This is a genomic window from Neobacillus mesonae (assembly GCF_001636315.1).
GTDB lineage: Bacteria > Bacillota > Bacilli > Bacillales > Cytobacillaceae > Neobacillus > Neobacillus mesonae.
In genome coordinates this window covers 3,173,510-3,196,242 of the sequence record NZ_KV440949.1, presented here as the reverse complement: position 1 = coordinate 3,196,242, position 22,733 = coordinate 3,173,510, and the positions used below count along the sequence as shown (strand labels likewise).

13 protein-coding genes are annotated in these 22,733 nt (G+C 34.5%); 4 read left to right on the top strand and 9 right to left on the bottom strand.

Features of this window, described 5'->3' with window-relative positions; genetic code table 11:
- Window positions 1–80: 80 nt before the first annotated feature.
- The gene (locus tag A6749_RS15020; RefSeq protein ID WP_066391055.1) at window positions 81–623 is read left to right on the top strand and encodes an ECF transporter S component; all 543 of its coding nucleotides are present in this window, start codon (window positions 81–83) and stop codon (window positions 621–623) included.
- A 128-nt stretch (window positions 624–751) separates the two neighbouring features.
- On the opposite strand, the gene A6749_RS15015 is transcribed toward A6749_RS15020, so the two are convergent.
- The 6 genes from A6749_RS15015 to avs4 all read right to left on the bottom strand — a co-directional run bounded on the left by A6749_RS15015 (window position 752) and on the right by avs4 (window position 15,373).
- Complete coding sequence (locus A6749_RS15015; protein ID WP_066391052.1) at window positions 752–1,651, bottom strand: peptidylprolyl isomerase; 900 nt, start codon at window positions 1,649–1,651, stop codon at window positions 752–754.
- Window positions 1,652–1,775: 124 nt separating this feature from the next.
- Window positions 1,776–4,061, bottom strand: coding sequence for a M6 family metalloprotease domain-containing protein (locus A6749_RS15010; protein WP_066391050.1), 2,286 nt, complete (start codon window positions 4,059–4,061; stop codon window positions 1,776–1,778).
- Between the two features lie 834 nt (window positions 4,062–4,895).
- Window positions 4,896–7,175 carry an ATP-binding cassette domain-containing protein gene (locus A6749_RS15005; protein ID WP_066391048.1) on the bottom strand — a complete coding sequence of 760 codons (2,280 nt, stop codon included), beginning with the start codon at window positions 7,173–7,175 and terminating at the stop codon, window positions 4,896–4,898.
- Between the two features lie 253 nt (window positions 7,176–7,428).
- Window positions 7,429–8,697: a mechanosensitive ion channel family protein gene (locus tag A6749_RS15000; protein WP_066391047.1), complete on the bottom strand. Its 1,269-nt coding sequence runs from the start codon at window positions 8,695–8,697 to the stop codon at window positions 7,429–7,431.
- A 623-nt stretch (window positions 8,698–9,320) separates the two neighbouring features.
- Window positions 9,321–9,926, bottom strand: coding sequence for a hypothetical protein (locus tag A6749_RS14990; protein WP_066391045.1), 606 nt, complete (start codon window positions 9,924–9,926; stop codon window positions 9,321–9,323).
- A 740-nt stretch (window positions 9,927–10,666) separates the two neighbouring features.
- A complete protein-coding gene (avs4, locus tag A6749_RS14985) occupies window positions 10,667–15,373 on the bottom strand; it encodes an AVAST type 4 anti-phage nuclease Avs4 (protein ID WP_066391044.1) in 4,707 nt (1,568 codons plus the stop codon).
- Between the two features lie 594 nt (window positions 15,374–15,967).
- Between avs4 and A6749_RS14980 the strand changes: the two genes are divergently transcribed.
- Both A6749_RS14980 and A6749_RS28430 read left to right on the top strand, forming a co-directional pair.
- On the top strand, window positions 15,968–16,756 hold the full coding sequence (locus tag A6749_RS14980) for a hypothetical protein (protein ID WP_066391043.1): 789 nt from the start codon (window positions 15,968–15,970) through the stop codon (window positions 16,754–16,756).
- A gap of 98 nt (window positions 16,757–16,854) precedes the next feature.
- A complete protein-coding gene (locus tag A6749_RS28430; RefSeq protein WP_161487148.1) occupies window positions 16,855–17,016 on the top strand; it encodes a hypothetical protein in 162 nt (53 codons plus the stop codon).
- A gap of 730 nt (window positions 17,017–17,746) precedes the next feature.
- Here the strand turns inward: A6749_RS28430 and A6749_RS14975 are convergent.
- From A6749_RS14975 to rlmD, 3 genes are all read right to left on the bottom strand, one after another.
- Window positions 17,747–18,976, bottom strand: coding sequence for an SIR2 family protein (locus A6749_RS14975; protein ID WP_066391041.1), 1,230 nt, complete (start codon window positions 18,974–18,976; stop codon window positions 17,747–17,749).
- A complete protein-coding gene (locus A6749_RS14970) occupies window positions 18,933–20,240 on the bottom strand; it encodes a hypothetical protein (protein ID WP_066391040.1) in 1,308 nt (435 codons plus the stop codon). The genes A6749_RS14975 and A6749_RS14970 overlap by 44 nt, the downstream gene beginning before the upstream one ends.
- Before the next feature lie 368 nt (window positions 20,241–20,608).
- Window positions 20,609–21,982 (bottom strand): 23S rRNA (uracil(1939)-C(5))-methyltransferase RlmD, encoded by a 1,374-nt coding sequence (gene rlmD, locus A6749_RS14965; protein WP_066391039.1) that lies wholly within the window; start codon window positions 21,980–21,982, stop codon window positions 20,609–20,611.
- 242 nt (window positions 21,983–22,224) lie between these two features.
- On the opposite strand from rlmD, the gene A6749_RS14960 reads away from it, so the two are divergent.
- A complete protein-coding gene (locus tag A6749_RS14960; protein ID WP_161487147.1) occupies window positions 22,225–22,692 on the top strand; it encodes a cupin domain-containing protein in 468 nt (155 codons plus the stop codon).
- Window positions 22,693–22,733: the final 41 nt, after the last annotated feature.

Here is a 22,733-nt window from a genome sequence, read left to right as displayed (position 1 = left end):
TTTTTTTATTAAATGGTACTTATATATTTACCTATCATTTGCTAAAATCATAGAAAAGCGTGTTAGGAAGGTTCAGAGATATGCAAAATACACAAAGTTATTCAAAGCCAGGTTATAAAACGTTTGATTTAATTATTACAGCGATGTTAACTGCACTTGTTTTCCTGTCTACTTTCTTTTTAAATATTAAGCTGCCAATTACTGCAAATGGAGGCTTGGTTCATCTAGGGACAGCAATGCTTTTTATTGCAGCTATCTTATTTGGCCCTAAAAAGGCGGCACTTGCTGGGGCGATAGGAATGGGATTATTTGATATTGCTGGAGGCTGGGCGCTATGGGCACCGATCACCGTTGTGGCGCGTGCCTTGCAAGGATATATCGTTGGTAAAATTGCTTGGTCAAATGGTCGGAAAGGTAATAGCATTGCTTTAAATTTAACAGCAACAATCGTTTCATTTCCATTTATGTCAGCTGTTTACTACATTGGCGAAGGGTTTCTATACGGGAATTGGATTGCACCCGCAGCTTCGATACCTGGAGACCTCGTTCAAAATGTAATAGGAGTTATTATTGCCATTCCGGCATGTGTTGCATTGAAAAAGGTTCCTTATTTTAACCGGTAAAAAACAAACAGAGGATGTTCCAAAAGGTCTTAATTTAACGCCTTTTTGGAACATCCTCCTCTTTAATTTTAACTATGTAAATGGTGTAAAGTTCGACAGTAATCATACCAACTACTATGACGGAACATTTATTTTTGAGGGGAGTTCTGTGGTTGTTGCGGTTCTACATCCTTAAATACATCTTTAAACGCATCCTCTTTAACCTCAATTTCTTTATTCAAATTGTTTAATATCTCCTGTATTGGTTTTGCGTCTTTACCCATAAGCGCTTGTTTGATTTGATCTTTCACCTCGCTTAATGGTGTCTCCTTTCTATCTGTTGCCTTAATGATGTGATAACCAAATACTGTCTTGACCGGCTCGCTCACTTCACCTTTTTTCAATTTCATAGCCGCTGCAAGAAATGTCGGATCCATCTCCTGGCTTCGCCCGGAAAGATAGCCCAAATCCCCGCCTGCTGCTGCAGACACCTTATCCGTCGATTGTTTTTTTGCCAATTCGACAAAGTCGGTTCCTTTCTTTAGTTCCTCTTCAATTTCTTTAGCAGTTGACTCCTGATCCACGAGAATATGGCTGGTTCTCACCTCCGTGTATTGGTCTTTATTTTGTTCATAGAAATCTTTTATTTGTTTATCTGAGACTTTCACCCCTTCTGTTGTTGCTTTAAAGAAATAAAGAGATTGTTTAATATGATCCTTTAATTCATTTTCGTTATTAAAGCCCTGTTTTTGTAGGAACATTGTAAATCCATCTTTATCACCGGCTTGTTCCTTTATATCGTCTAGCCGTTGGTTGACCTCTTTATCAGATACCTCATATTTACCTTCCAGAATTTGCATATAGACCAACTTCTGAATCAATTCTTTTCCCCGCTCGGAACTTATCACTTCTTTATATAAATCATCTTTTGTGATATTTCCATAGTCTGTTTTAAAAAGTACCTTGCTCCCTTCACCAGAGGTTAGAGCTGAACAGGCACTAAGTAAAAATAATGATAAAATGCCTAAAACTGTGATTATTTTCTTCAATTATCTTCACTCCTACTTTTGACAACTTTCCAAAGTCATTGCAGACTAAAGTTTTTGAGTTTGTTACCTCCTGTACCAGGGTCAGCCCCGGGACAGGAGGTATATTCTGAACAGTGAATCTATTCTATTGCCAGATCTCAATCATTGCATCGGCATACGCCTTCAAGCTGTTATACACTTTTGCGGAGATTTGATCCGCATCTTTTTTAAGATCCAGGAATCCTTTAAAATCATTAAGGTGTTTGACAACCTTATCCGCAGATTCTTTCTTTTCAAATTGATCGACGGAATTCAAATGTGCCTTCAATGCTTGCGCTGCACCTGCTTTGAAGGCTCCCTCGTTAGCAAAGCTATCAATAACAGAACTTAGACCGGTTGCGCTTAAATTACCTGTTATAAGATTGGTTTCCGTACCGCTTTGTTTCGAGTCTGTCTCTGAAGTAGCCTTAAAGGTAAGGTTTGCTGGAGCTTTCTTGCCCTTCGGAATTTTCACATATACCGGTACATCAACAGTTGCTCCAGGTTCCACAGCCAGTACGTTGTGATCAAGTTGAACTGTCCAATCATCACCTGCAGAAGCGTTGATGCGAATAAGATCCTTTGCATTGCCAGTATTAGTAACATTAAAATGATAGACCGCCACTTTGTCCTGTACGGCAGGTTGTACATTGCCAGCGCTTACATTTACTCCGCGCTTAAAGGCACCTGAGCCCTCCGTGTTACGGACAGCAACCTGATAACGAAGTACGCCGTCTTTGTCTTTGTGTTTCCCTAAAATGTAGAAATGAAGTTTATTGTATGGATCAATGTACTCACTGACAATAGTTTCTTTGTCAATAGAACCATCGAATTTCCCGGAGACCAAACTTTTCCCATTCCCAGCTTTGAATAAAGCATCAAGAGCTTGACGGGGGTCACCTTTGCCAACCATTGCTGTTGTGCCGTCAGGTCTAGTAAAGTCCTTCAGATTGATATCCTCGGGATGTGAATCAACTACCCAAATATTCGGTGCCGTCTCCGCATTTTTCGTTTTGGCAATCAATACACCGGAGTCAGCTGCAAAGGAATCCGCACCAAAACGGTCTACCACTTCAAGGGTGTAGTTATTGTATACTGCTCTTGATGGCATATCGTTACGCCAGTCACCAGCAAGGTAATCTGTTGGTGTTAAATCAGTCATGCTGATATTGATGCCGTGGAGTCCGGTTCGGCCGAATTGACTGCCAATTGGTGCTTGACGCGCGACAATATCTGCAAACACCGGTCCAGATTCTTTTAAGTTATCACGGTTTAGCTGCAGGACTTCATCATCGGATACAAATCCCTGTTTCATCTTATTACGAAGCATATGTGGTGCCGATAAAGAAGCACCAAGGGTAGATGGAATCATCCAGCGGGTGTGCGTGCCACCGGGGCCATTGAATGATCCACGGCTCATCGTCTCCCAATAACCTGAATAGGTTCTAGGGTCAAGAGCCGCATTATTGTAGTTATCGCCAAGACCGCGGAGATGGCCAAATTCGTGAGCAAATGTGCCCATGCCATCACTTTCCCCTTGAATGGAAACACGAATTGTTTTGCCATTGATCCTTGCACTAGAAGCGGCGGACCAAATAGCTTTGGCTGCGTACCAGGAAGACCATGGTACGTAACGAGTTTTTGCCCAGTTTGGCATGTTTTCAAATCCAGGCATATCCTTCGGCGGACCAAATTCATCAGGCACCGAGTCTTGATTCAAGAACATCATTTCGCCGAGTTCCTGCCACACAGTTGATTCATCATAGCCGGCATGAACGATGAACGCAAAGTCATATTCCTTTCCAGAGGCGGTTATATCAGCGGTAGCAGCATTTACGCCATCCGTGAAAAGGTTCCCACTAGGATAATTACTTGGCCGGGCACCCGGGTTCATACTGTTTTCAAGCCCATACTGAAATTCATTTTTATCCAAGCGGTAGGGACCATAGGAATCAAGAGATACGCCCCATTTTCCATGAGAGTTTTCTTTCCAAAAACCATCTATGGTCTGAAAGTTGTTGAGTGCACTTGGGACATTCAAGAAATTCTTCCACCATTCCCCAAGTTGCTCACGAGGAACAGCGTTGACTTGGGGATTACCGATGAGCTCTGAACCCTTTGGTTTTGTCAGAATAAAATCCTGATCCGGAAAGTCAACCAAAATCAAGGCCCCTCTAAGTTCTGTTTGTGGCTTAATATCCGTTTTATTCCAGTTGATACCTGGTACTTGGTTATAATCATTCCACGTCATATTCTCCGGGTTGACCCATGACTGAGGATCTACTGGGCCGGGCATTTTATCAAGCCCTGGTTCCGCAGCAAAAACGGCTGTTGAAGACGTCGCAAGCAATATCGTGGTCGTTAATGCAGCAATCTTACCTCTAAACTTCAAAGTGATTCTCCTCCCTCTTGGAACATTCCCTACTTTTATGTAGGTTTTTGTTTTCAAACTCCCCTTGATGATTACGCTATGTCATCATTTCTTTATCGTTATTAGCTCTATTAACGCCCCCTTTCACAGCTTGAATGCCTTGCCTAGGTTTATCACCCTCCTCAAAGCCATAAACCATATAGCCTTAAATCGGACAACACATGCAAAAAATGCCAACTCCTTCATAAACTCTACTATTTTATTAGCTTGGCAATTGCAAAAAAAGAATCTACCATCGGAAGTTACTATGCGCGTAAATATGATGATTTCTCTATAAAATATTTAATAGATTCTTTTAAACCTTGATGATAATTCTAAGCATTATTTTGTGAATATTTTGACCATTTTTGTCAATATAAAAAACTTTTTAATCGACAACACCCTTCATGCAACTTGTTTAATAGTTAGGAATCGACGTATTTAATGGTTACCTTTTAAAATATTTGTCAATTGTTCATGGATTTTGACCTGTTTTGTAAAGATATCTGATGGCGTATGATGCAATTTAAAAGGAACTGTCGAGGATATATTTGTGGAAATTACAATAAATATTGTATTAATGCTTGTAGTGATTATTTGACAATAGAAGTTGACTTAATACTAGTTATTCTCAATAGACTTGAAATAAAAGCAGATGGGTTCGAGAATCTTTTTAAGATTCTCGAACCCATCTGCAAATTATTTAATTAATTTTATCAACGCACAGCACTCCACGTGAGCGGAGTGGATATAGAGACACATGAGGTGCTAGGTGAGAATTTACGCATTTATTAGCATTTCTTCTATTTTATCATTTTAAGTGAAATGTTTTCTAACTCCATCCTTTAGCCATTTCGCTGTTAAGGTTTCTGCATTTAACATTTCTTCTGGTGTGCCTTCGAATAGAATTTGTCCGCCTTGTTTTCCTCCCCCTGGGCCCAATTCTATTACCCAGTCGCTCGCCGCTATAAAGTTTAAGTTATGCTCGATTATTATGACAGAATTACCTCTGTTTACGAGACTTTGAAATACGTCTAAGAGTTTTTCATTATCTTCTGTGTGTAGTCCTAAGGATGGCTCGTCTAATAGGTAAATTTGTCCTTCTTTTTGTAAGTGGCTCGCAAGTTTTAGACGTTGGATTTCTCCTCCGCTTAGAGAACTTGTTGTCTGTCCTAAGGTTAGGTACCCTAGTCCTACGTCTTTTAGCGTATTCACTCTTTTTATGATCTTTGGTATTTCAAAATAATTAATAGCCTCGTCTATTGTTAAATCTAAAATCTCTACTATATTTTTATCTTGATATCGATAGACAAGTGCTTCGTCTGAATATTTCGTACCGCCACATGCTTCACACGGAATTGTCACCGGATCGGCAAATGCTACTTCCGGCGTTATAACTCCTTTTCCTTTGCAGACAGGACATGCTCCTAAGGAGTTAAAGCTGAACAAACCTGCGGGTTGTCCTGTTTCTTTTGAAAGTATTGAGCGAATATCATCCATTATTCCCATATATGTTGCTAAGGTCGAACGGTTGGAGATTCCTATGCCGGCTTGTCCTACCATTATGGTATCTGCATACTTTTTCGTGAATGCTTCCAATATTAAGGAGCTTTTACCTGAACCTGATACTCCACATACAGAGACTAAGACATTTTTAGGAATATTTACGCTTATATTTTTTAAATTATTGTTACTTGCTCTGTTTATTGTAAAATAACTTTTTATATTCCTTGGCTTTTTATTTATTTTTCGCTTGTGGTTTAGGGCTGCGGCGGTGGGCGAGTTTTTTAACCCTTCTAATTTTCCTTGATAGATCACTTCTCCTCCATTTACACCTGCTCCTGGTCCCATTTCTATTATTTCATCCGCTGCTTTTATTACTGATAGATTGTGTTCGATTACGATGACAGTATTATGCTGGGCTTTTATCCGTTTTAGCATAATAATTAACATATCCACTTCTTCCGGATGGAGTCCTGCACTTGGTTCGTCGAAAATGTATGTAATATTGTTTAGACTGCTCCCTAAATGACGAGCGATTTTCACCCTTTGAGCTTCTCCGCCGGACAGGGTGCCCATTTTTCTTGATAGGCTCAAATATCCTAGTCCCATGTCGACTAGCTGCTTTACATGTGGAATTGCTTGTTGTGCTATAGATTCTCCCATTGAATCTTTTAAGTTCTTTAGTTCTTCTAGTATTTCTGGGAGCTCTAATTGATCGTATTCTGCGATATTTAAACCATTTATTCTACATTCTAATACCTTTGGATTTAGCCCTGAACCTTGGCAGATTGGGCATAATGAATGTGTTGATACTGCTAAGACATCATCTTGGGATACTTGCCTTAGTTTTGAGATGTCTCTATTTATATAAAGACGAGTAAATCTAGGCAATAATCCATCCCACTCTGCGTTGTGTGGTCCATTTTTGGTGTGAAACGGCGCATAGGCTCTTTCGCCTTCTCGTGGTCCATACAATAGCAGGTGGAGGTCTTCTTCAGAATAGTCCTTTATGGGTTTATCTGGATCGAATAATCCGCAGGTCATCATCCAATTACCTTGCCAACCGGCAGGTGATAATGGCTTAAATTTCACCGCATACTCTCGAAGTGACTTATCATAATCAATCATCTTATTTAGATCAGGCGTAATGACCTCCCCATACCCACCACATTCTGGACATCTGCCAAAAGAACTTTGACTTGAAAAATCGGTGGCAGAACCTATTGATGGATTTCCTATTCTTGAGAACAAAAGTCTAATCAAAGGATTTATATCCATATAGGTGCCTACTGTTGAGCGGGAATTGCCCCCTATAGGTCTTTGTTCCACTACTACAACCGGGCTTAAGTTTTGCATAAGATCAGCGTGGGGTCTTTCATACCTTGGCATTTGATTTCTGACATAGAGAGGATAGTTCAAAGTCATTTGTCTTCTACTTTCTGTTGCTAATGTATCAAAAACGACTGAGCTCTTTCCTGAGCCTGAAAGACCGGTAAATACGATGATTTTTTCTTTTGGTATGTTTAAATCTACATTTTTTAAATTATTTTCTTTAAGCCCTCTTAAAATGATCTCGTCTTTTATGTCTGACATTTTGTTATCCTTTCTGATTTTATCTACTAAGAAGGCGCCTTCAACACTTTAGACACCGGCAATTAGTCGTAGTTGCTGACTTCTAGCTTCTATCAGTTCGCTACAAGTCTAGCCAACCATTCCAGGGGGAATACCTTTTCATTTCTCTGTGATTAATTCAATATGTTTTTCCAAAGGGATCTCATAAAACAATTTTAGAAAAAACCGACTGTGTTATTTAAAACAGTCGGTTTTGTTTTGGTGATTGATTATTTCAATAGCTTCTTTCGCCGCTCAAGGCTTTGCTGCTCGATTCTTCTACCATATTTCTTAAATCAGCCCCAGATGGATTCTGGAATACTCTCAGTCCAAACTCTGGTGCAACGGCAAATAGATGATCGAAGATATCAGATTGCACAGTTTCATACACTGCCCACTGTACGGAATTTGTAAATGCATAAATTTCTAGAGGCAACCCGTATTCACTATGTGCCAGCTGTCTAACCATTGCGGTCATATTCTGATTGATTCCTTCGTGATTCTTAAGGTAATTACTGATATATGCCCTAAAAACACCGATATTGGTAAGGGCCCGACCATTCACAGGATTGTTCCGATCGATTCCATTTTTGGCATTATACTCAGTAATCTCCCTTTCCTTTTGAATAATGTAGTCTGAAAGGTAATGAACTTTTATAAATTTCTCGATCATTTCCTCGGTGCAAAACGTGATACTACTGGTATCTATATACAAAGAGCGCTTGATTCGTCGGCCGCCTGAGCTTTGCATCCCTCTCCAGTTGATAAAAGAATCGGAAATAAGGGCATAACTTGGTAACATCGTAATCGTTTTGTCAAAGTTTTGAACTTTTACGGTATTTAAAGAAATATCAATAACGTCACCATTTGCTCCGAATTTCGGCATTTCAATCCAATCACCAACCCGAACCATATCATTGGCCGTCAACTGAATTCCTGCCACTAGTCCTAATAACGAATCCTTAAATACTAACATGAAAACAGCCGAGAGAGCACCAATCCCGCTTAATAGAATAAGAGGACTCTCCCCTATAAGGTTCGAGATTACCAAGATGAACCCTAGAGTCATGATAATAATGTTAACCACCTGAACATATCCTTTTATAGGCTTAACCTTGGATATGTCAAAGGTTTGATAAATATCATTAAATGCATTTAGTAAGCTTTGAATAAACACTAACGCTACAATAATGATATAGGTAATGGCCAATTTCTCGATGGTTGATTGATAGGTTGGAAAGGTGGAAGAAAACGAATAAATAATGATCGCAGGAACAATATGGGATAACTTTCGAAAAACTTGTCTATCCAATATGATTTTACCCCACTCCACTTTGGAGTTCGTAACAATACGAGTGATGATCCTGATCACGATTTTCTTTGTAATAAAATTTGCTGCGAAACAGATAAGCCCTATTAGCAGAATCTTGATTATTATCGAAAGATATTCTACTAATCTAGGATCTAATTCCATATCCAGAAGTAGATTATTAATGAATTGCATCTAGCTCTCCTCCGTCTTAATTTGCATCATAAGCAACTTTACGGGTAAGTATCTAAACTGTCAATTCCTACTTTATCAATAACGAAAAAATGGTACCTTAGCCCCTGAGTTGTAATGCTTAAGTTTAGCGGGGGCAGTTAAAAGGAAGTGGTCATACGTTGCAGGAAACGTTAAAAGGCAACAACCGTGAGGGTTAGTTTCCGCTTTAGATAGATTTGGCAAGTCATTTTCAAAATAGCCGTATTCTCCATCCGTATATACAGTTCCTCCGTACCGTTCCTCTATCATTTTTATAGTATCTATTTGCTTTTGAAAATCGGCAAAACTTCTTGCAGATTGAGTGTAAACCTTACACACAGTTTTAAAAACTTTAGCTTCTTCCTCAATATAAACTTCTACATCGTATCCAAAGGTGAATCCACTTCCTCTTGTGGAGGTATAATCATGGTCAAACCAGTAATAAGTATTTTCGAATTTTTCTTTCTAGTATCCTAGCGAGAATAATACTTCCTCCAACACTCTTCTACTAATATGCTCATCTATTAAAATCTCTAAATCAACACTCATTAAACCACCTATCTATTAAAAAATTCATACGTCCATTAAAATATTATTGTAAATGTCTAATCGAACCATATTCTAGTTATTAAATCCAATATAAATGTTTTGAAAACTGTCCAAAAGATATAGATTAATATGCTGAAAAAAGTTATTAAAGAACCGATTGTTGGTAAAAGTTCAATATTTATCGCGTAAGATCCATTTCCTATTACAACTAGCAAACAAGCAAAGAATAGAACATAAAAACGAATAATCTTCAATTTAGTAGTTAATCTTCTTTCTTCCCACTCTTTCTTCACCTTGGAATAATTTTCATCTATTTGATCAACATTTTTGGCAATAATATTCTTATCACGACTAAAATCCATTTCTCGTATAGGTCTACTTAGGTGCGTTTCTCTTAAAGTTTGAAATTCGTTTTGTTCTTTTTCCATTTTGATATTATAAACTTCTAGTATAATGTCCCCAAGTAAGAAAAACAAAGCTGCACTGGTATATAATAAATCAGGTAGATTTCCCCTATCAACTCCTGTTAAAGTATAACGAAGCCAAGTAAACCCTCCCGCCAAAATAACTAGAGTAGTAAAGATATGGCTTATCCACCTTTTTTGATCTGTTTCAATTAATGATGCGTGAAATGTTCTAATAAATTTCTTTATTTTATTCATAAATTAAATACTCCTACTTAAAAGACTATCAATAGTTAGTTTGTCATTTAGTTAGCTGAACTTTTTTAAAAATCAAACTGCCTCCTGGATACTAGAACATTTGGCAATTAATTCCTTTCCCCTAAAAATGTTAACTGGAATCTCGGTTTTATTTTTTACTTTAGGTCTTATACGTTCCATAAACATCACCATTCTTTTTTCTTATTTCCCTAATAAAAAGGTAATTCTCTTCTGCTAATAAACTTATTACTTACTAGTAAAAAAGCTTACCTTATTATTAAGCTAAAATAGTCAGTATATAAATTTCGACAAAATTTGCTAAAATCCTCTAACAATGTTAATAGGAATACATTCCTTTTTACTAAAAGAAATAAATGGTAGGAAACATAATCCATGTTATAAGAACCTATGTATACTATAAATAAGACCCTGAATTCGTAGTGTTTTTTTACGAATTCAGAGTCTTTTTGACTTTTTATTTTTGGGTTTTGATTTCATCAATTCGATACCGTTTTGACTTGGCCTGTATAGCAATTATATACTATTTCAACACCATTTGCGCGACCGCTTCACAATGGCTTGAACAGTGATGGCAGATGTATCTGGATGTAGTGGTGTTTACCTTACTTTAGTTTATATATATAGAATTAGTACTACTAAGTAAATATTTTAACGATTATCAAGTAAAGGCTTAATATAAATTATCAGTTCTTTTCTAAAGTAATTTAAATGTATTATTTTCACAAAATACTTTCTCTTAGCATATATCCAGCAACTGATCCCTTTTCAACTAAGAAATCTAATACGATTAAAACCTCTCGCTTTAATCTAGCTTCTCTTCGGATTTTTTCTTGATTAATATGAATATAGCTTTTAATAACATTTTCTAAATAATATATGGTATGGTCCTCTAGTTCAATATTCCATAAACTTTGATGTTCTAATAACATATGTGAAATCCAAGAAATTCCGCTATTAATAAATCTTTGCCCAATTCCATTTAATAATTTTACAACCGAATATAGAACTGCTGGTGAATCCCCTAGTTCCCTTGTAACTTTCATTAAAAATCTTTTATTTTTCTCGGTTAGGGTATGCCACTCTGTTGCGTTCTCATTCCATATTGTATCGGCAAAAAGATAACTTTTGATGATGCGAGAATTGCTGTAACTATTTTTCCGTTTATTATTTAATTCAACAACTTTTTCAAAAAATAACTCCCACACTAACCAAAATTTATCATATCTTTTTAGACTATCTTCTACATAAATAAATTCTTTAAATAAATCAGCCATTGATTCACTATTATTAAACTTTGAAATAAACGGGCTTAAATATTCTGGTATGTCATCACTTGAAGAAGATAAAATAATTTCTGCAAATTTTATTATGAAATCATGACTAACTTCATAATCCAATCTATTACTCCCATCATTTAATAATAACTTTTCAGCAAAAACGGTTATAATATTTTTGATTAAATACTTATGAACGTCATTATTGGTTTCTAACGGTATTAATTGAAATGCTGTTTTTAAAACCCGCGGATGAATATCGTTTATATTTCCAATTCCCTCTAAAGTAATTGCGTTACCTATAACTTTCTCTATGTCCGCCTCATATTCTTCTAAGAATCTTTCCAAAAAATTTTCTTCAACATCCATACGTCTGCAATTTTCGAAACTCTCTATGCGTAATCGCCCTTTCATATCTTCATACTTAGGTTTTAAATATAAATATCCTAATAACAAGGATTGTGCATCTTCAAAATTTATAGTCCATAATTCATTTAAGATTGTTTTGGTTGAATAGTCCGAAAACTCAATAGATATTCCTATAGGATGATTATCGAACAAGGTAAATAATAAAATGCCTTTAATATTTTCCTCTTCTTCTGGAAAATACTTCAACAGAACTGGTAAGCTTGAGATAGCAGCTTCTACGCCATCTCCAATCTGATAAACATAATTAGGTCCTAAAGACGATGATGCAAAAGTTAGAATACCTTCTTTACAAAATTCCTTATCAGTTTGTGAAAGAAGACTAAAATAATCTCGAAGTAATACAGCACATACATATGGTGGAATACCTTTTGCAAAAATATAATCTTCATCATAACCATTCTGTAATTCTTCTAACATTTCTTTAATTTCTTTTAGAGCTAATAGGGGGTTTTCCTCATACTTAGTATACTCACTAGACTTAACGTCCTTTTTAAATTTATAATCGGACCATAATCTTAACGGAAGGTACTTAGTTGCCTCAGAGCTTTTTTGAAGGGCCGATTCACTGTATTCCATTAAGTCTGAGTCAATTTTAGGATTAAAATCAATCTTTATACCTTGATCCACTTTTTCAACAGTAGGGTTCATTTTCCTTCTATCCATACGTGCTAAAAAAAGTCTCCAAGTTTTATTTTCTGCAAGGGAAGGATTTTCAAGCTCTTCATAGTACTTATCAAAAATAGCCCATAAATCTTCCATTCTATTAATTGCTTCATCATCTGTTGTATCTTCATTTCTAAAAAACTGGTACATCAGTGCAATCGTTTCAAGCTTTTTTTCTCTATGCTTATCATCACAACTATTAATTCTTTCTTCTTTATGGATCTTGTCTTTATAATTCAATCCATATCCAATCATAAATGTGCTTTTTGCAGTTTGGTCCAATATCCTTCGACTACTATCGTAAAAAAAGAATTCCTTAGTTTGAAATAAAACCTTAGCTATATTGAAAGTTTTTTCATGATTAGCTAAAACTATACTTGAAACAACCGCCGTTATAGACGCAGATTTCGAGTTTTCTATTAGATACAGTAGAACATTTTCCAATATTTTTGAATCCGTATTCTCCGCTCTTTCAAGAAGAAATTTCTCTAATGCCATATGTATGGACTCAAAAATTTCTGGTGAACCTTGTGTTCCTCTATAGGCAGTCCACAGCCTATTACTTATATATTGTTTAATTACCTTATCGTTAATATAAACCTCGATTTCTTCTACTTCCCCTTTGGCTAAATCAGAATCCACATAGCTTTCTACAGTTTTATTTACAAATCTAAGAATAAAATCTACAGTTTCTTTGAAAGAGTACTTTAGAAGCCAATAAATCGGAGTTTGGTATGCACTAGAAGGATGATAAACACTTTTATCTCCCTCTATAGAGAAATCATCTGAAACATCTAACCTATTATTAAAGGGGTGTGGCACTTTATTAGGTTTAACCCAATACAATTCAGCTAACTGTAATACATAATCAGGTAGAATTCTTAATACTTCTTGATTATCACCTAACTTAGATAAAATAGCATTTACTAGGCTATAATATGGATCTCTGTATTTCCTCCAATTATTATTAATTACTTCTGAAAAAATCCCTGAAAGTTTATCGCTAATTTCTCTTGCCCCATATAAAATAGTTTGAATTATTTTCTCTTCAGTATCATTCCCTCTATAAGCATAATTATCTTTTTCTATAATTACTTCGTAATATTTCAAAGCTATCAAAGCTGCTAGCCTAGTTGCTTCACCATTTTTAAATTTATTATTCCATTCATAAATCACAGGTAGTATGTAGTTTACTGTTTCTATTTCAAAAGAATCTTTGTAATTATAAATTAGCTTAATTACACTTTCCCAACCTTGTCCTTTTGGTTTAGTAACTATATACTTCATTTCTGATATTGAATATTTATCGAAACCTATTAATTTTAAATAATCCTCATCAACTTCTTTGCATGCTAACCTTAATAAAAAGGTTATTCTTTTTAACCATTTCTGATCATTTTCTAATATTTCACTTTCAAATAAACTAATAAAATAATCAGAGTATGGTGAAAGCAAAACTGACACTAACATTTCATCTTTCCAAAAATATGGGATATCTTCAGCTCCAAAAACTTCTTCAATAAGATTTTCAATCGAACTATCCTCCATTAAAAGTTTATCAGATACCCATTTTCTAAAACTTCGACGAATAGGCAAAGATTCTCCGATTTTATCAAAAAACTCATGCAAACTTACTCTTTTGATATATTCAGACTCTATTATTTTTTCCAAAGCCCACTCTTCATATATATCATGTGTTATAAAATAACCTGCAACTTCATAACCTAAAACACCATCTTGTACTAAAGAAGATATTGTCACTTCATCAAAGTTTGATGAAATGAAAAATTGTCCCTCACTTGCCCTTTGAAAAGCAATTTTCATAAAACATTGTTCTCTATTTGGCTTCGATTTTTTTATTAACTTATTCCATAATTTTTCTTTAAAAATTAGATAATCAACTACTTCTTCATTATCATAAAATCTTAAATACTCATTTAAATAAAACGGATTTCTAAGTACCTCTAGCAGTTTCTCATCACTTGGTAAATTAAAATCATACTCTTGAGCAAATTCCACTAATTCTTTCATTGATAAAGCTTCAACATAGAATTTGAAAGGCTTCACTTTATAGTGACCTATAAACTGCATGTCCAAATCAGACAAATAATTACTTCTGGCAGTAAATATAATTTTCCACTCATGCTTAATTAAAGTAGATATAAATTCGTTAAATGGATCAGTTTTCTCTATATCTAATATCTTTTCAGCAGAATCAACCACTATTAATTTTCTTGCATCTTCTTTATGAACATCAATAAAATCATTAAAACTATTTCCACCAAATAAATTATTAATGTTACTAATTTCAAACTCACTTGCTTTAAAAATATAGAAAGGAGTATTTCCCTTCACATTTTCATACAGTTTTTTAATAACAGCCGTTTTCCCAACACCACCCATACCTGTCACAATTAGAACTTGTTCTCGTTCAATTTGGCCTAGAATATCTTGCAGCAGATTACTTCTATTAATCTCCAAAATTTTATCTTGATAATTAATAGATGTTTGAATACTTTCTAAAATAGCCTCAGTATGAAATTTCTTTTCCGATAAAAGTTGGAAGATGCCCTTTTCAAAACTAAAGAAATGTTTAGCAATAAGCTCATTTTCCAAAGTAACAAATGGCGATTCAAAAAAGCTCGCTGTTCTCCATTCAACTTGAATTTCAAGTTGACTAGCTTTAGTTTCAATATCGATTTTTGCTTGAGGATCATTTTGTTCAGGTTTTTCGGAAGTATGGCTTTGTCCCCATTCTTGATTAGTATAAAAAATGATTTTATTTATATCCGGGTAATCTCGTTTACTTTTTGTTAAAGTTGTAATCAATTCACCCTTATGATCTGATAAAGTTGTTTCATAAAATTTTGCTTGCCATCCAATAACTTCTTTATCTACCGAAATTGGATTAGTCTCAATTCCAGACTGATTTTTATATCTAAAAACTCCGAACTCTTTTCCATACTCTACGCAAAATAAAAGATAACATAACCATTCAAAATTACTTTGTGGGTTCTCACTAAATTTTGCTTTAAAGATATTCCAATCTGGTTTAATCATAGTTCCACCTCGTTTTTGATTTAGTAAAACCATTTCATAATCTTTTAAATAAAACTAATATGAGGAGTTTTTAATAAAATAGCAATTTTATAAAACTGATATGAATAAAAAAATTTATAGTTGATGTTTATATTATAGAATAATTATTACAAATTAATTTCTTCTATCCGCATATGCACAATTAAAATAGACCTTTCAGAAATGATCCACTTCAAACCAGCATTCTTTTGCAAGAGTTAAAATAAAGATTTCCTACTAGCTGAAATTGCTATGTTGTTAGTTACAAATTGAAGGAAATCCGGTATTAAAAAGCTATTTCTACTTTTTTTATTTTCATCCTCCATTGCATCACTTGTTTCATGTTGAGATAATTAAATAAACTAATAATTTTAGCTTAATATATATTTTGACTTTTGGATATATGTACCTTTTTTGAAAGTATGAGTATATTTATCGAACATTTATTCTTATTAAAGTTATAATACACCTTAATAAAATTTTCCACAAAAAGAAGATATAAAATACAAGATATTATGTTTATATTTATAAAAAATCTATATATCAATATTTATTGTTTGAGGAGCGTTTTCAAAATTGAAAAATATATATTTAAAAGTGATGAATTTAGCTAATGTAGCTTACCTATCTATCATTGAACTTAAGTTAGTTTTTCTACAAACTATTTTATTAATTATTATTTCAATCCCATACACAGTAGAGGATATCAAGGCATATTTCCTACTAGTCTATATGGCAACATCTATTATTCAAGTAGTTATTTTCTCTATTAGACGCACATTCTCTAAATACAACATTAAATATCTTATTTTGTTGACATTGTATTTCATTCAATACTCATTAGTAATTATTGTAGCTCTATTTTTAACAGAACTAATCAACCTTGTGATCATCCATAATATACTTGTTATTATTTTTGTAATAAGTTTTTTCTTTATTGGATTTTTAAATTTAAGTATGTCGATAAAATTTTGCTTCTTTTGGAGATTGAAAAGGATTTTTCCTACGCATGGGGAAAAAGAACACACTACCGAAGTGAAATTAAAAAATTTATCTCCATTTCTGTCTGTAGAAAAACAAATTGCATACTTACTAATTCATTATGGTATTAATTTAACGATTTACGGATACTATGTATTTATTTGTCTACTGGCATTTAAATTAACTGATTTCTCAAAATGGATTTTCTTAAACGAATTACATTCAATGATTAAACAATTTACATTCATTAACCTTTCAAATGCAATAGGATTATTCTCTATTTTCCTTGCGCTTCTAACTATTTGTATACCTGCACACCAAAGAATTATTACTGAGGCTGAGAGAAAATACTTTTTGAAAATGAGTTGCGAAACACACTCTTAGTAACATGGAAAAAGAACGAATTCTACATTCAGAATTCATTTCTTCTAATATATTTACACTAACTCCAACCACACCACACTTCGCAGGGTGTAGAGTGTATGTGGCAACACAATGATGCTGGCGGGTTTATCCTACCGTTTATTAAAACAGGTACGGCGCAATATAAACATCTATTTACTAATTTGCTTTATTGCGATGAATGCAATAAAGGGATGTGGTATAAGGCTAATCAAAAAGGTATCGATGTGAAGGAAATCTGAGAAATGGTGATACATTCTGTTTAAATAAGACGGTAGTTCGTGAAATAGAGTTATTGCAAATTATCATGAATGATTTAAAACCTCTGTACAATATCCTACAGGAAGAAAGTTTTGTGCATAAATTTATTAAAAAAACTCAATTATAAAAAGCATCAATTTCAGAAAGAGCTGAAAAAAATCCACTCAGAAATTGATGCTTTAAAGCAAAAGAAATTAAGTTACGTCAATTTGTTCACTGATGATATTATCTCAAGGGAAGAGTTAATTGAGTAGCTCGAACTAACAGATAATAAAATCAAAGAACTACAAATGTTCTTTCATAAGAAGAACTAACACCTCAAATTCTTCCTTCATTAGTTGAGAAAATTACTTGTACAAACGATGGTGAGATCCATATCCAATCCACCTTCATTAACCCTTTACAAGTAGTGTAAAAACTCTATACAAAGGCAACTTGCCATTCTTTAGTTGCCTTCTTTTAAAATGAGTTACCACATACACTCCACGTGCGCGGAGTGTATGTGGTAACTCATGGGGTGTTGGTGAGTTTTATATAGAATATTCACTTGGTGCTTTATTGGATATTGTTCGAATATTTCAAGGGTTCAACATACATATGTTTGCATGTTGATTTATCTGTAGCCTCTTCTTGATTTGGATAGTGATCGCAGATATATTAGTGTAATGATGTTTACAAAAAATTTATTGGTCCATACAAGATAGATATTTATTAGCGATTTATTAACGTATTTATAACAGTTCTTACAGCTCTTACATAGTCCTGCACAATATATTTACCTTTTTCATCTTTTTGTACATTAATCCCGATTATTCTAAGACCTGGAGCTTTAGCACTTATTTTTTTTGCGTTTTCTAAAGATATGTTTGGTAGAATAATATAATGGATACCTTTAATAGAAGATGTTATATCAATGTATAACTTCTTAAAGAATTCATCATTAAAAGAAAAACCAATAAATAGCAAATAATTTGAACCCATTATTCCTAATAACTTATCCTTAAGATTTGTTTGATTATAAAGATCAATATAGTCCTCATCAGTTACAATCATTGTATCTTGTTTTTGGATATGACCATGAATATGAAACACTCTTTTTTTATTTTCGAGTATTAAATTTTGTGTATTAATAATATCTTTCCAGGTATAAGGTACAGTTACATTGCTTTCTATCTTGCTTATATAATCAGTTAAAAAATTGTCATAGTTAGTAGTTATATAGAATGGTGGTTTTAAATTATATAAATCTGGATAGTTGCTGTCTTCTTTGTATAAAATGTCTTTTGGTATTTTATCAAATTCCCCATAAATTTTTTCTTTAATTTGGTCTTTATCCAGAAGCGAATTCTCTTGGAGATATGTAAGTGCCTTTAGGTAATTTCCTGAGTCTATATATCTTAAAAAAGCAGGTCTAAACATTTCTTCCATCTCATCTTTAAGATCTTTTATCATCGAACCCCAAGAAGGTAAATCTAACGGAATAGAAACACCAGACCCAATAAAAGGTACTATAGATTCCTTTTTCTTAATTAAATCGGTAAGATTACCCATTGTAAAATCGATAACATACTCAATTATTGATAATTCGTTTATTAAACTTTCTATCTTTGATTTTTCCTTTATTGAATAATAATCTATTGTTTCATGATTATTATCTAGTACAGACTTACCACAGGTTGGACAGTTCTTATCTTCATAACCAATAAAAGCGCTAATATCGTTTGTTGTACATTCGCAGAGTAGACTTTTTATTAATACTTCGTTTTTTATTAGTTCATTAATAATAAATAAGTCCATTTCGTTTTTAATAACATCTTTATATTTAAATTCGTTAAATCTATCACCGGTTTGATGTATTATATTTAATACCTTCTCCAACACTCTGTACTCAGTTATTTCAAGTTCCTTGGTTGCGGTATTTAAGAATGTAATTAACGACATGTTTTATCAACCCCTTATTTAAATAGTTTCGATTTTTAAAAGTTAATAAAAGGTAGTTCTTAGTTGACTTAATTGTTGTAGGTATAACCTCTATATCTGTAGAGTTTGTCTGTTCGTAATCAGCGAACCAAGAAACAGACCATTGTGGGAGCTCTAGGGACTCGCTGAAGTCGGTATATAGGCTATGGAACATTATTTCTCCAGCAATAGGTTTATCCTTTATTGAGGTACCTGTAGCTCCTTTAGAAGCATTACCGGATCTAAACGATATATTTGTGGCAAACCCTACCAAACCTCTTTCTTTAGCAATTTCTATTAAACCATCATCATCCGTAACAGTATTTATGTATGTTCCTAGAAGTAACGCTTGAAATCTCTTAATTAACTTATCACGTTGTTCTCTATTAGGCACCACAGATCTTGGGAGTAATTTTAAAAGTAATGTATCAACAGACACTGAAACATCACCTTCATCTCCAAGTCTTCGTGACATTTCATCTCTAGACTCTTCAAGTAAATCTGCCTCTAACTCTTTACACATTTTAAACATTGCTTTTCTATCATTTTTGTAACTAATGGAAGTTCTTACTCCCAAGATAGGATAAACTAATCTTCTAACCTTATTAAAATATTTTATGATTGATTTTTCCCATTTGGCTTCCTCTTCTTCCTCTACCTTATCATCTATATCATTAGATATATTCTTAAGCAGAACTAGACCTACTTTATTTTCTAGATCAATATCTAGACCTGCTAAAAAATAACCTAAATTAGGGGAACTTGTTAGAGGTACAACATTAGCAAATAACATACGGATTGATTTTACTTTCCCATCTTCATTTGCTACAAAATCAAAGCCAGCAAGAAAGAAAGTACCTAACTTAGAAGTTGATATACTTTCCATTAATAAGAATCCATCCGGACTCATGTATCGCTCTAAGTCATTTGATAACTTTCCAAAGTTGACATGTTCAATAAAGGTTTCCATTCTACTTCTAAAAATGGTAGCATCAAGATTAGGATTAAATTCAAGATTCTCTATAAAAACATTTTTTAAGTCACTGTACAAAATATTTTCAAAGAGAATATTATCGAGCTTAAGTTTATTACTAATAGCGTTCTCTGTTATATCCTCATAAGCTTTTTCGACACTAAATTCTGCAGGATTATAATTAAGTTCTGTATTAACTTTATTTTTAAACGAATTAGTATCTACGTACTCCAAAAAATATCTACCTAGAAACTGGTAAGTTTGATTATCCATATATTTTTCCCCTTACATTCTCTTTGTATAATTTTATCAATTAATGATATATATTGGAATATTAAGAGATTATTAAATATATAAATATGTTATTTAAGGTCAAAATAGTGGATTCCATCATGTAGAAATATAGTTAGCCTTAGACTTGAAACAAGGAAACATTTGGGACGTGTTGGAAAACTAAGGAGGACGTTAAAAAGTCTTTGAAACTTTTTTAATCAACGCGAGACAAATAGAATAACCGTAAATGATATTTTAAAATGACAGATATACCTCGCTTTATCATATATGTTAAAGGAAAGAGTATGGTTTAGAGAAAAACCTTCCGAAAAAGGAAGGTTTAACTTACACACGGTACATCTCGTATTTTAATCTTTTCTTACAAGTAGTGAGCAGCACTCCACATGTGTAGTATGCGGGAACATGTCCACTGGCTGCACTTCCAGTGTCTTGTATCCCCCATCTTCTAAAATCCGCAAATCACGTGCCAATGTCGCCGGATTACATGATACATACACCACTTTTTTCGGCTTCATATCTATAATCGTTTGCAGTAATGCTTCATCACAGCCTTTGCGCGGCGGGTCAACCACCAATACATCGGCAACATTACCTTCTTTATACCACTTTGGAATTACAGTCTCCGCTTCTCCGACTGCAAATTCTACGTTTGTCTTACTATTTAGCTTGGCATTTCGTCTTGCATCCTCAATCGCTTCTGGGACAACTTCTACCCCGAATACCTTCTTGGCTTTTTGAGCTAGAAATAATGAAATCGTTCCAATGCCGCAATAGGCATCAATTACACTATCTTCGCCGTTCAGGTTGGCATATTCAAGCGCTTTGTCATAGAGCACCTTTGTCTGAACTGGATTGACCTGATAAAACGATAAAGCAGAAATAGCAAATTTCACATCACCGATATAGTCATAGATGACCTCGCTGCCCCAAAGAACTGTTGTTTTTTCACCAAGAATGACATTCGTCCGTTTTGAATTGACATTATGAACAATCGATTTTACTTTAGGAAGCTTTGCAATGATTTCCTCTACAAGCTTATTTTTGTGAGGAATATCCCCTGTTCTTGTAATGATGACCACCATCAGTTCGCCAGTTTGCTTTCCGTAACGGGCCATAATATGGCGCAAGACCCCTTTATGCGATTCTTCATGGTACGCCGGAATCCCTAATTCACTGCATATCTCCTTTACGGTTTGAACAGCTTCATTAACTTCCGGCAGCTGAATAAAGCTTTCTTCTGTATCGACAATTTCGTGGCTTCTTGGTTTAAAAAATCCAGCAATAAGCTTTCCGTCCTTTTCACCCACAGGGACCTGTGCCTTGTTGCGGTAGTGAAGCGGATGATCCATTCCTAAGATGGGATGCACCACAACATCCTCCAGTTTACCAATCCGGGTAAGCACCTGCCGCACCTGGTTTTCTTTGTATTGAAGCTGGCCTTCATAGCTGATATGCTCCAGCTGGCAGCCGCCGTATTTGTGTTTTTCGTTCTCAGGAATTTCCACACGATAGGGACTCTTTTCATAAAGCTCAATCAACCGCCCAACACCGTAGCTTTTTCCCGTTTTGATGACCTTTACCTTCGCTTTTTCACCGGGCAGGCCGTTTGCAACAAACAAGGGATAACCGTCAACCTTTGCCACCCCTGCCCCGTCATGGGTTAAATCCTCAAACACGACATCTATGTAATCATTTTTCGTAACTGGCAATGTTCTGCTCATTTGCTTCTTCCTTTTCTCCGTAATAACTAGAGAGATTGTAACACAAAGCGGTTCACAATGCGAAAGTCGATGGAAGGACAACCTAATTTTTTCAGGATTTTTAACATCCGCTGCTGAACAAGGTTTTCAATTTCCGATGCAGGGAATTGTAATTATTTATTAAAAAAGTACAAAAAGAATAAGAGCTTATCAGAAAGCATATTATTATTCCAAGGTTTAAATCGCGGGGGGAGGTTGAAATATTGGATAAACCATTTTTTCGTCAGGTATCTGACGACAATACAATATTATTTTTAGGAAACATAGTTTCTGTCTTAGTTAGCGGAGAGGATACAGAAGGCAGGTATGCAACAATTTTAACTGAGGAAAGACAAGGGTTTGAACCGCCACCGCACATTCATAAGAAAGAAGATGAAACTTTTCTCGTTCTTGAAGGTCAAATAACTTACTACATAGACGATACCGTTATTCACGCCACACCAGGAACGTATGTATTTGCTCCTAAAGGGATTAAACATACTTTTAAAGTTAACACAGAAACTGCAAAAGTGTTACTAACTGTATATCCCTCTGGATTTGAGCAGTTTATTAATGAAGTTGGTGAACCTGTGCCTCAACAATTACCTCCAGTTCCGGATGGTCCACCTAGCCCTGAAGCGATTAAAACCTTGACTTCAATTGCTGCGAAATATGGGATTGAAATGAAATAAAGAATGATATAGCTTACTATTCATTTCAGTGGAAATTAAAT

Bases quoted from the DNA above. Each gene is read 5' to 3' on its own strand.
- A6749_RS15020 (WP_066391055.1), top strand. From the start codon at position 81: ATGCAAAATACACAAAGTTATTCAAAGCCAGGTTATAAAACGTTTGAT.
- A6749_RS15005 (WP_066391048.1), bottom strand. From the start codon at position 7,175: ATGTCAGACATAAAAGACGAGATCATTTTAAGAGGGCTTAAAGAAAAT.
- A6749_RS15000 (WP_066391047.1), bottom strand. From the start codon at position 8,697: ATGCAATTCATTAATAATCTACTTCTGGATATGGAATTAGATCCTAGA.
- A6749_RS14990 (WP_066391045.1), bottom strand. From the start codon at position 9,926: ATGAATAAAATAAAGAAATTTATTAGAACATTTCACGCATCATTAATT.
- avs4 (WP_066391044.1), bottom strand. From the start codon at position 15,373: ATGATTAAACCAGATTGGAATATCTTTAAAGCAAAATTTAGTGAGAAC.
- A6749_RS28430 (WP_161487148.1), top strand. From the start codon at position 16,855: ATGTGGCAACACAATGATGCTGGCGGGTTTATCCTACCGTTTATTAAA.
- A6749_RS14975 (WP_066391041.1), bottom strand. From the start codon at position 18,976: ATGTCGTTAATTACATTCTTAAATACCGCAACCAAGGAACTTGAAATA.
- A6749_RS14970 (WP_066391040.1), bottom strand. From the start codon at position 20,240: ATGGATAATCAAACTTACCAGTTTCTAGGTAGATATTTTTTGGAGTAC.
- rlmD (WP_066391039.1), bottom strand. From the start codon at position 21,982: ATGAGCAGAACATTGCCAGTTACGAAAAATGATTACATAGATGTCGTG.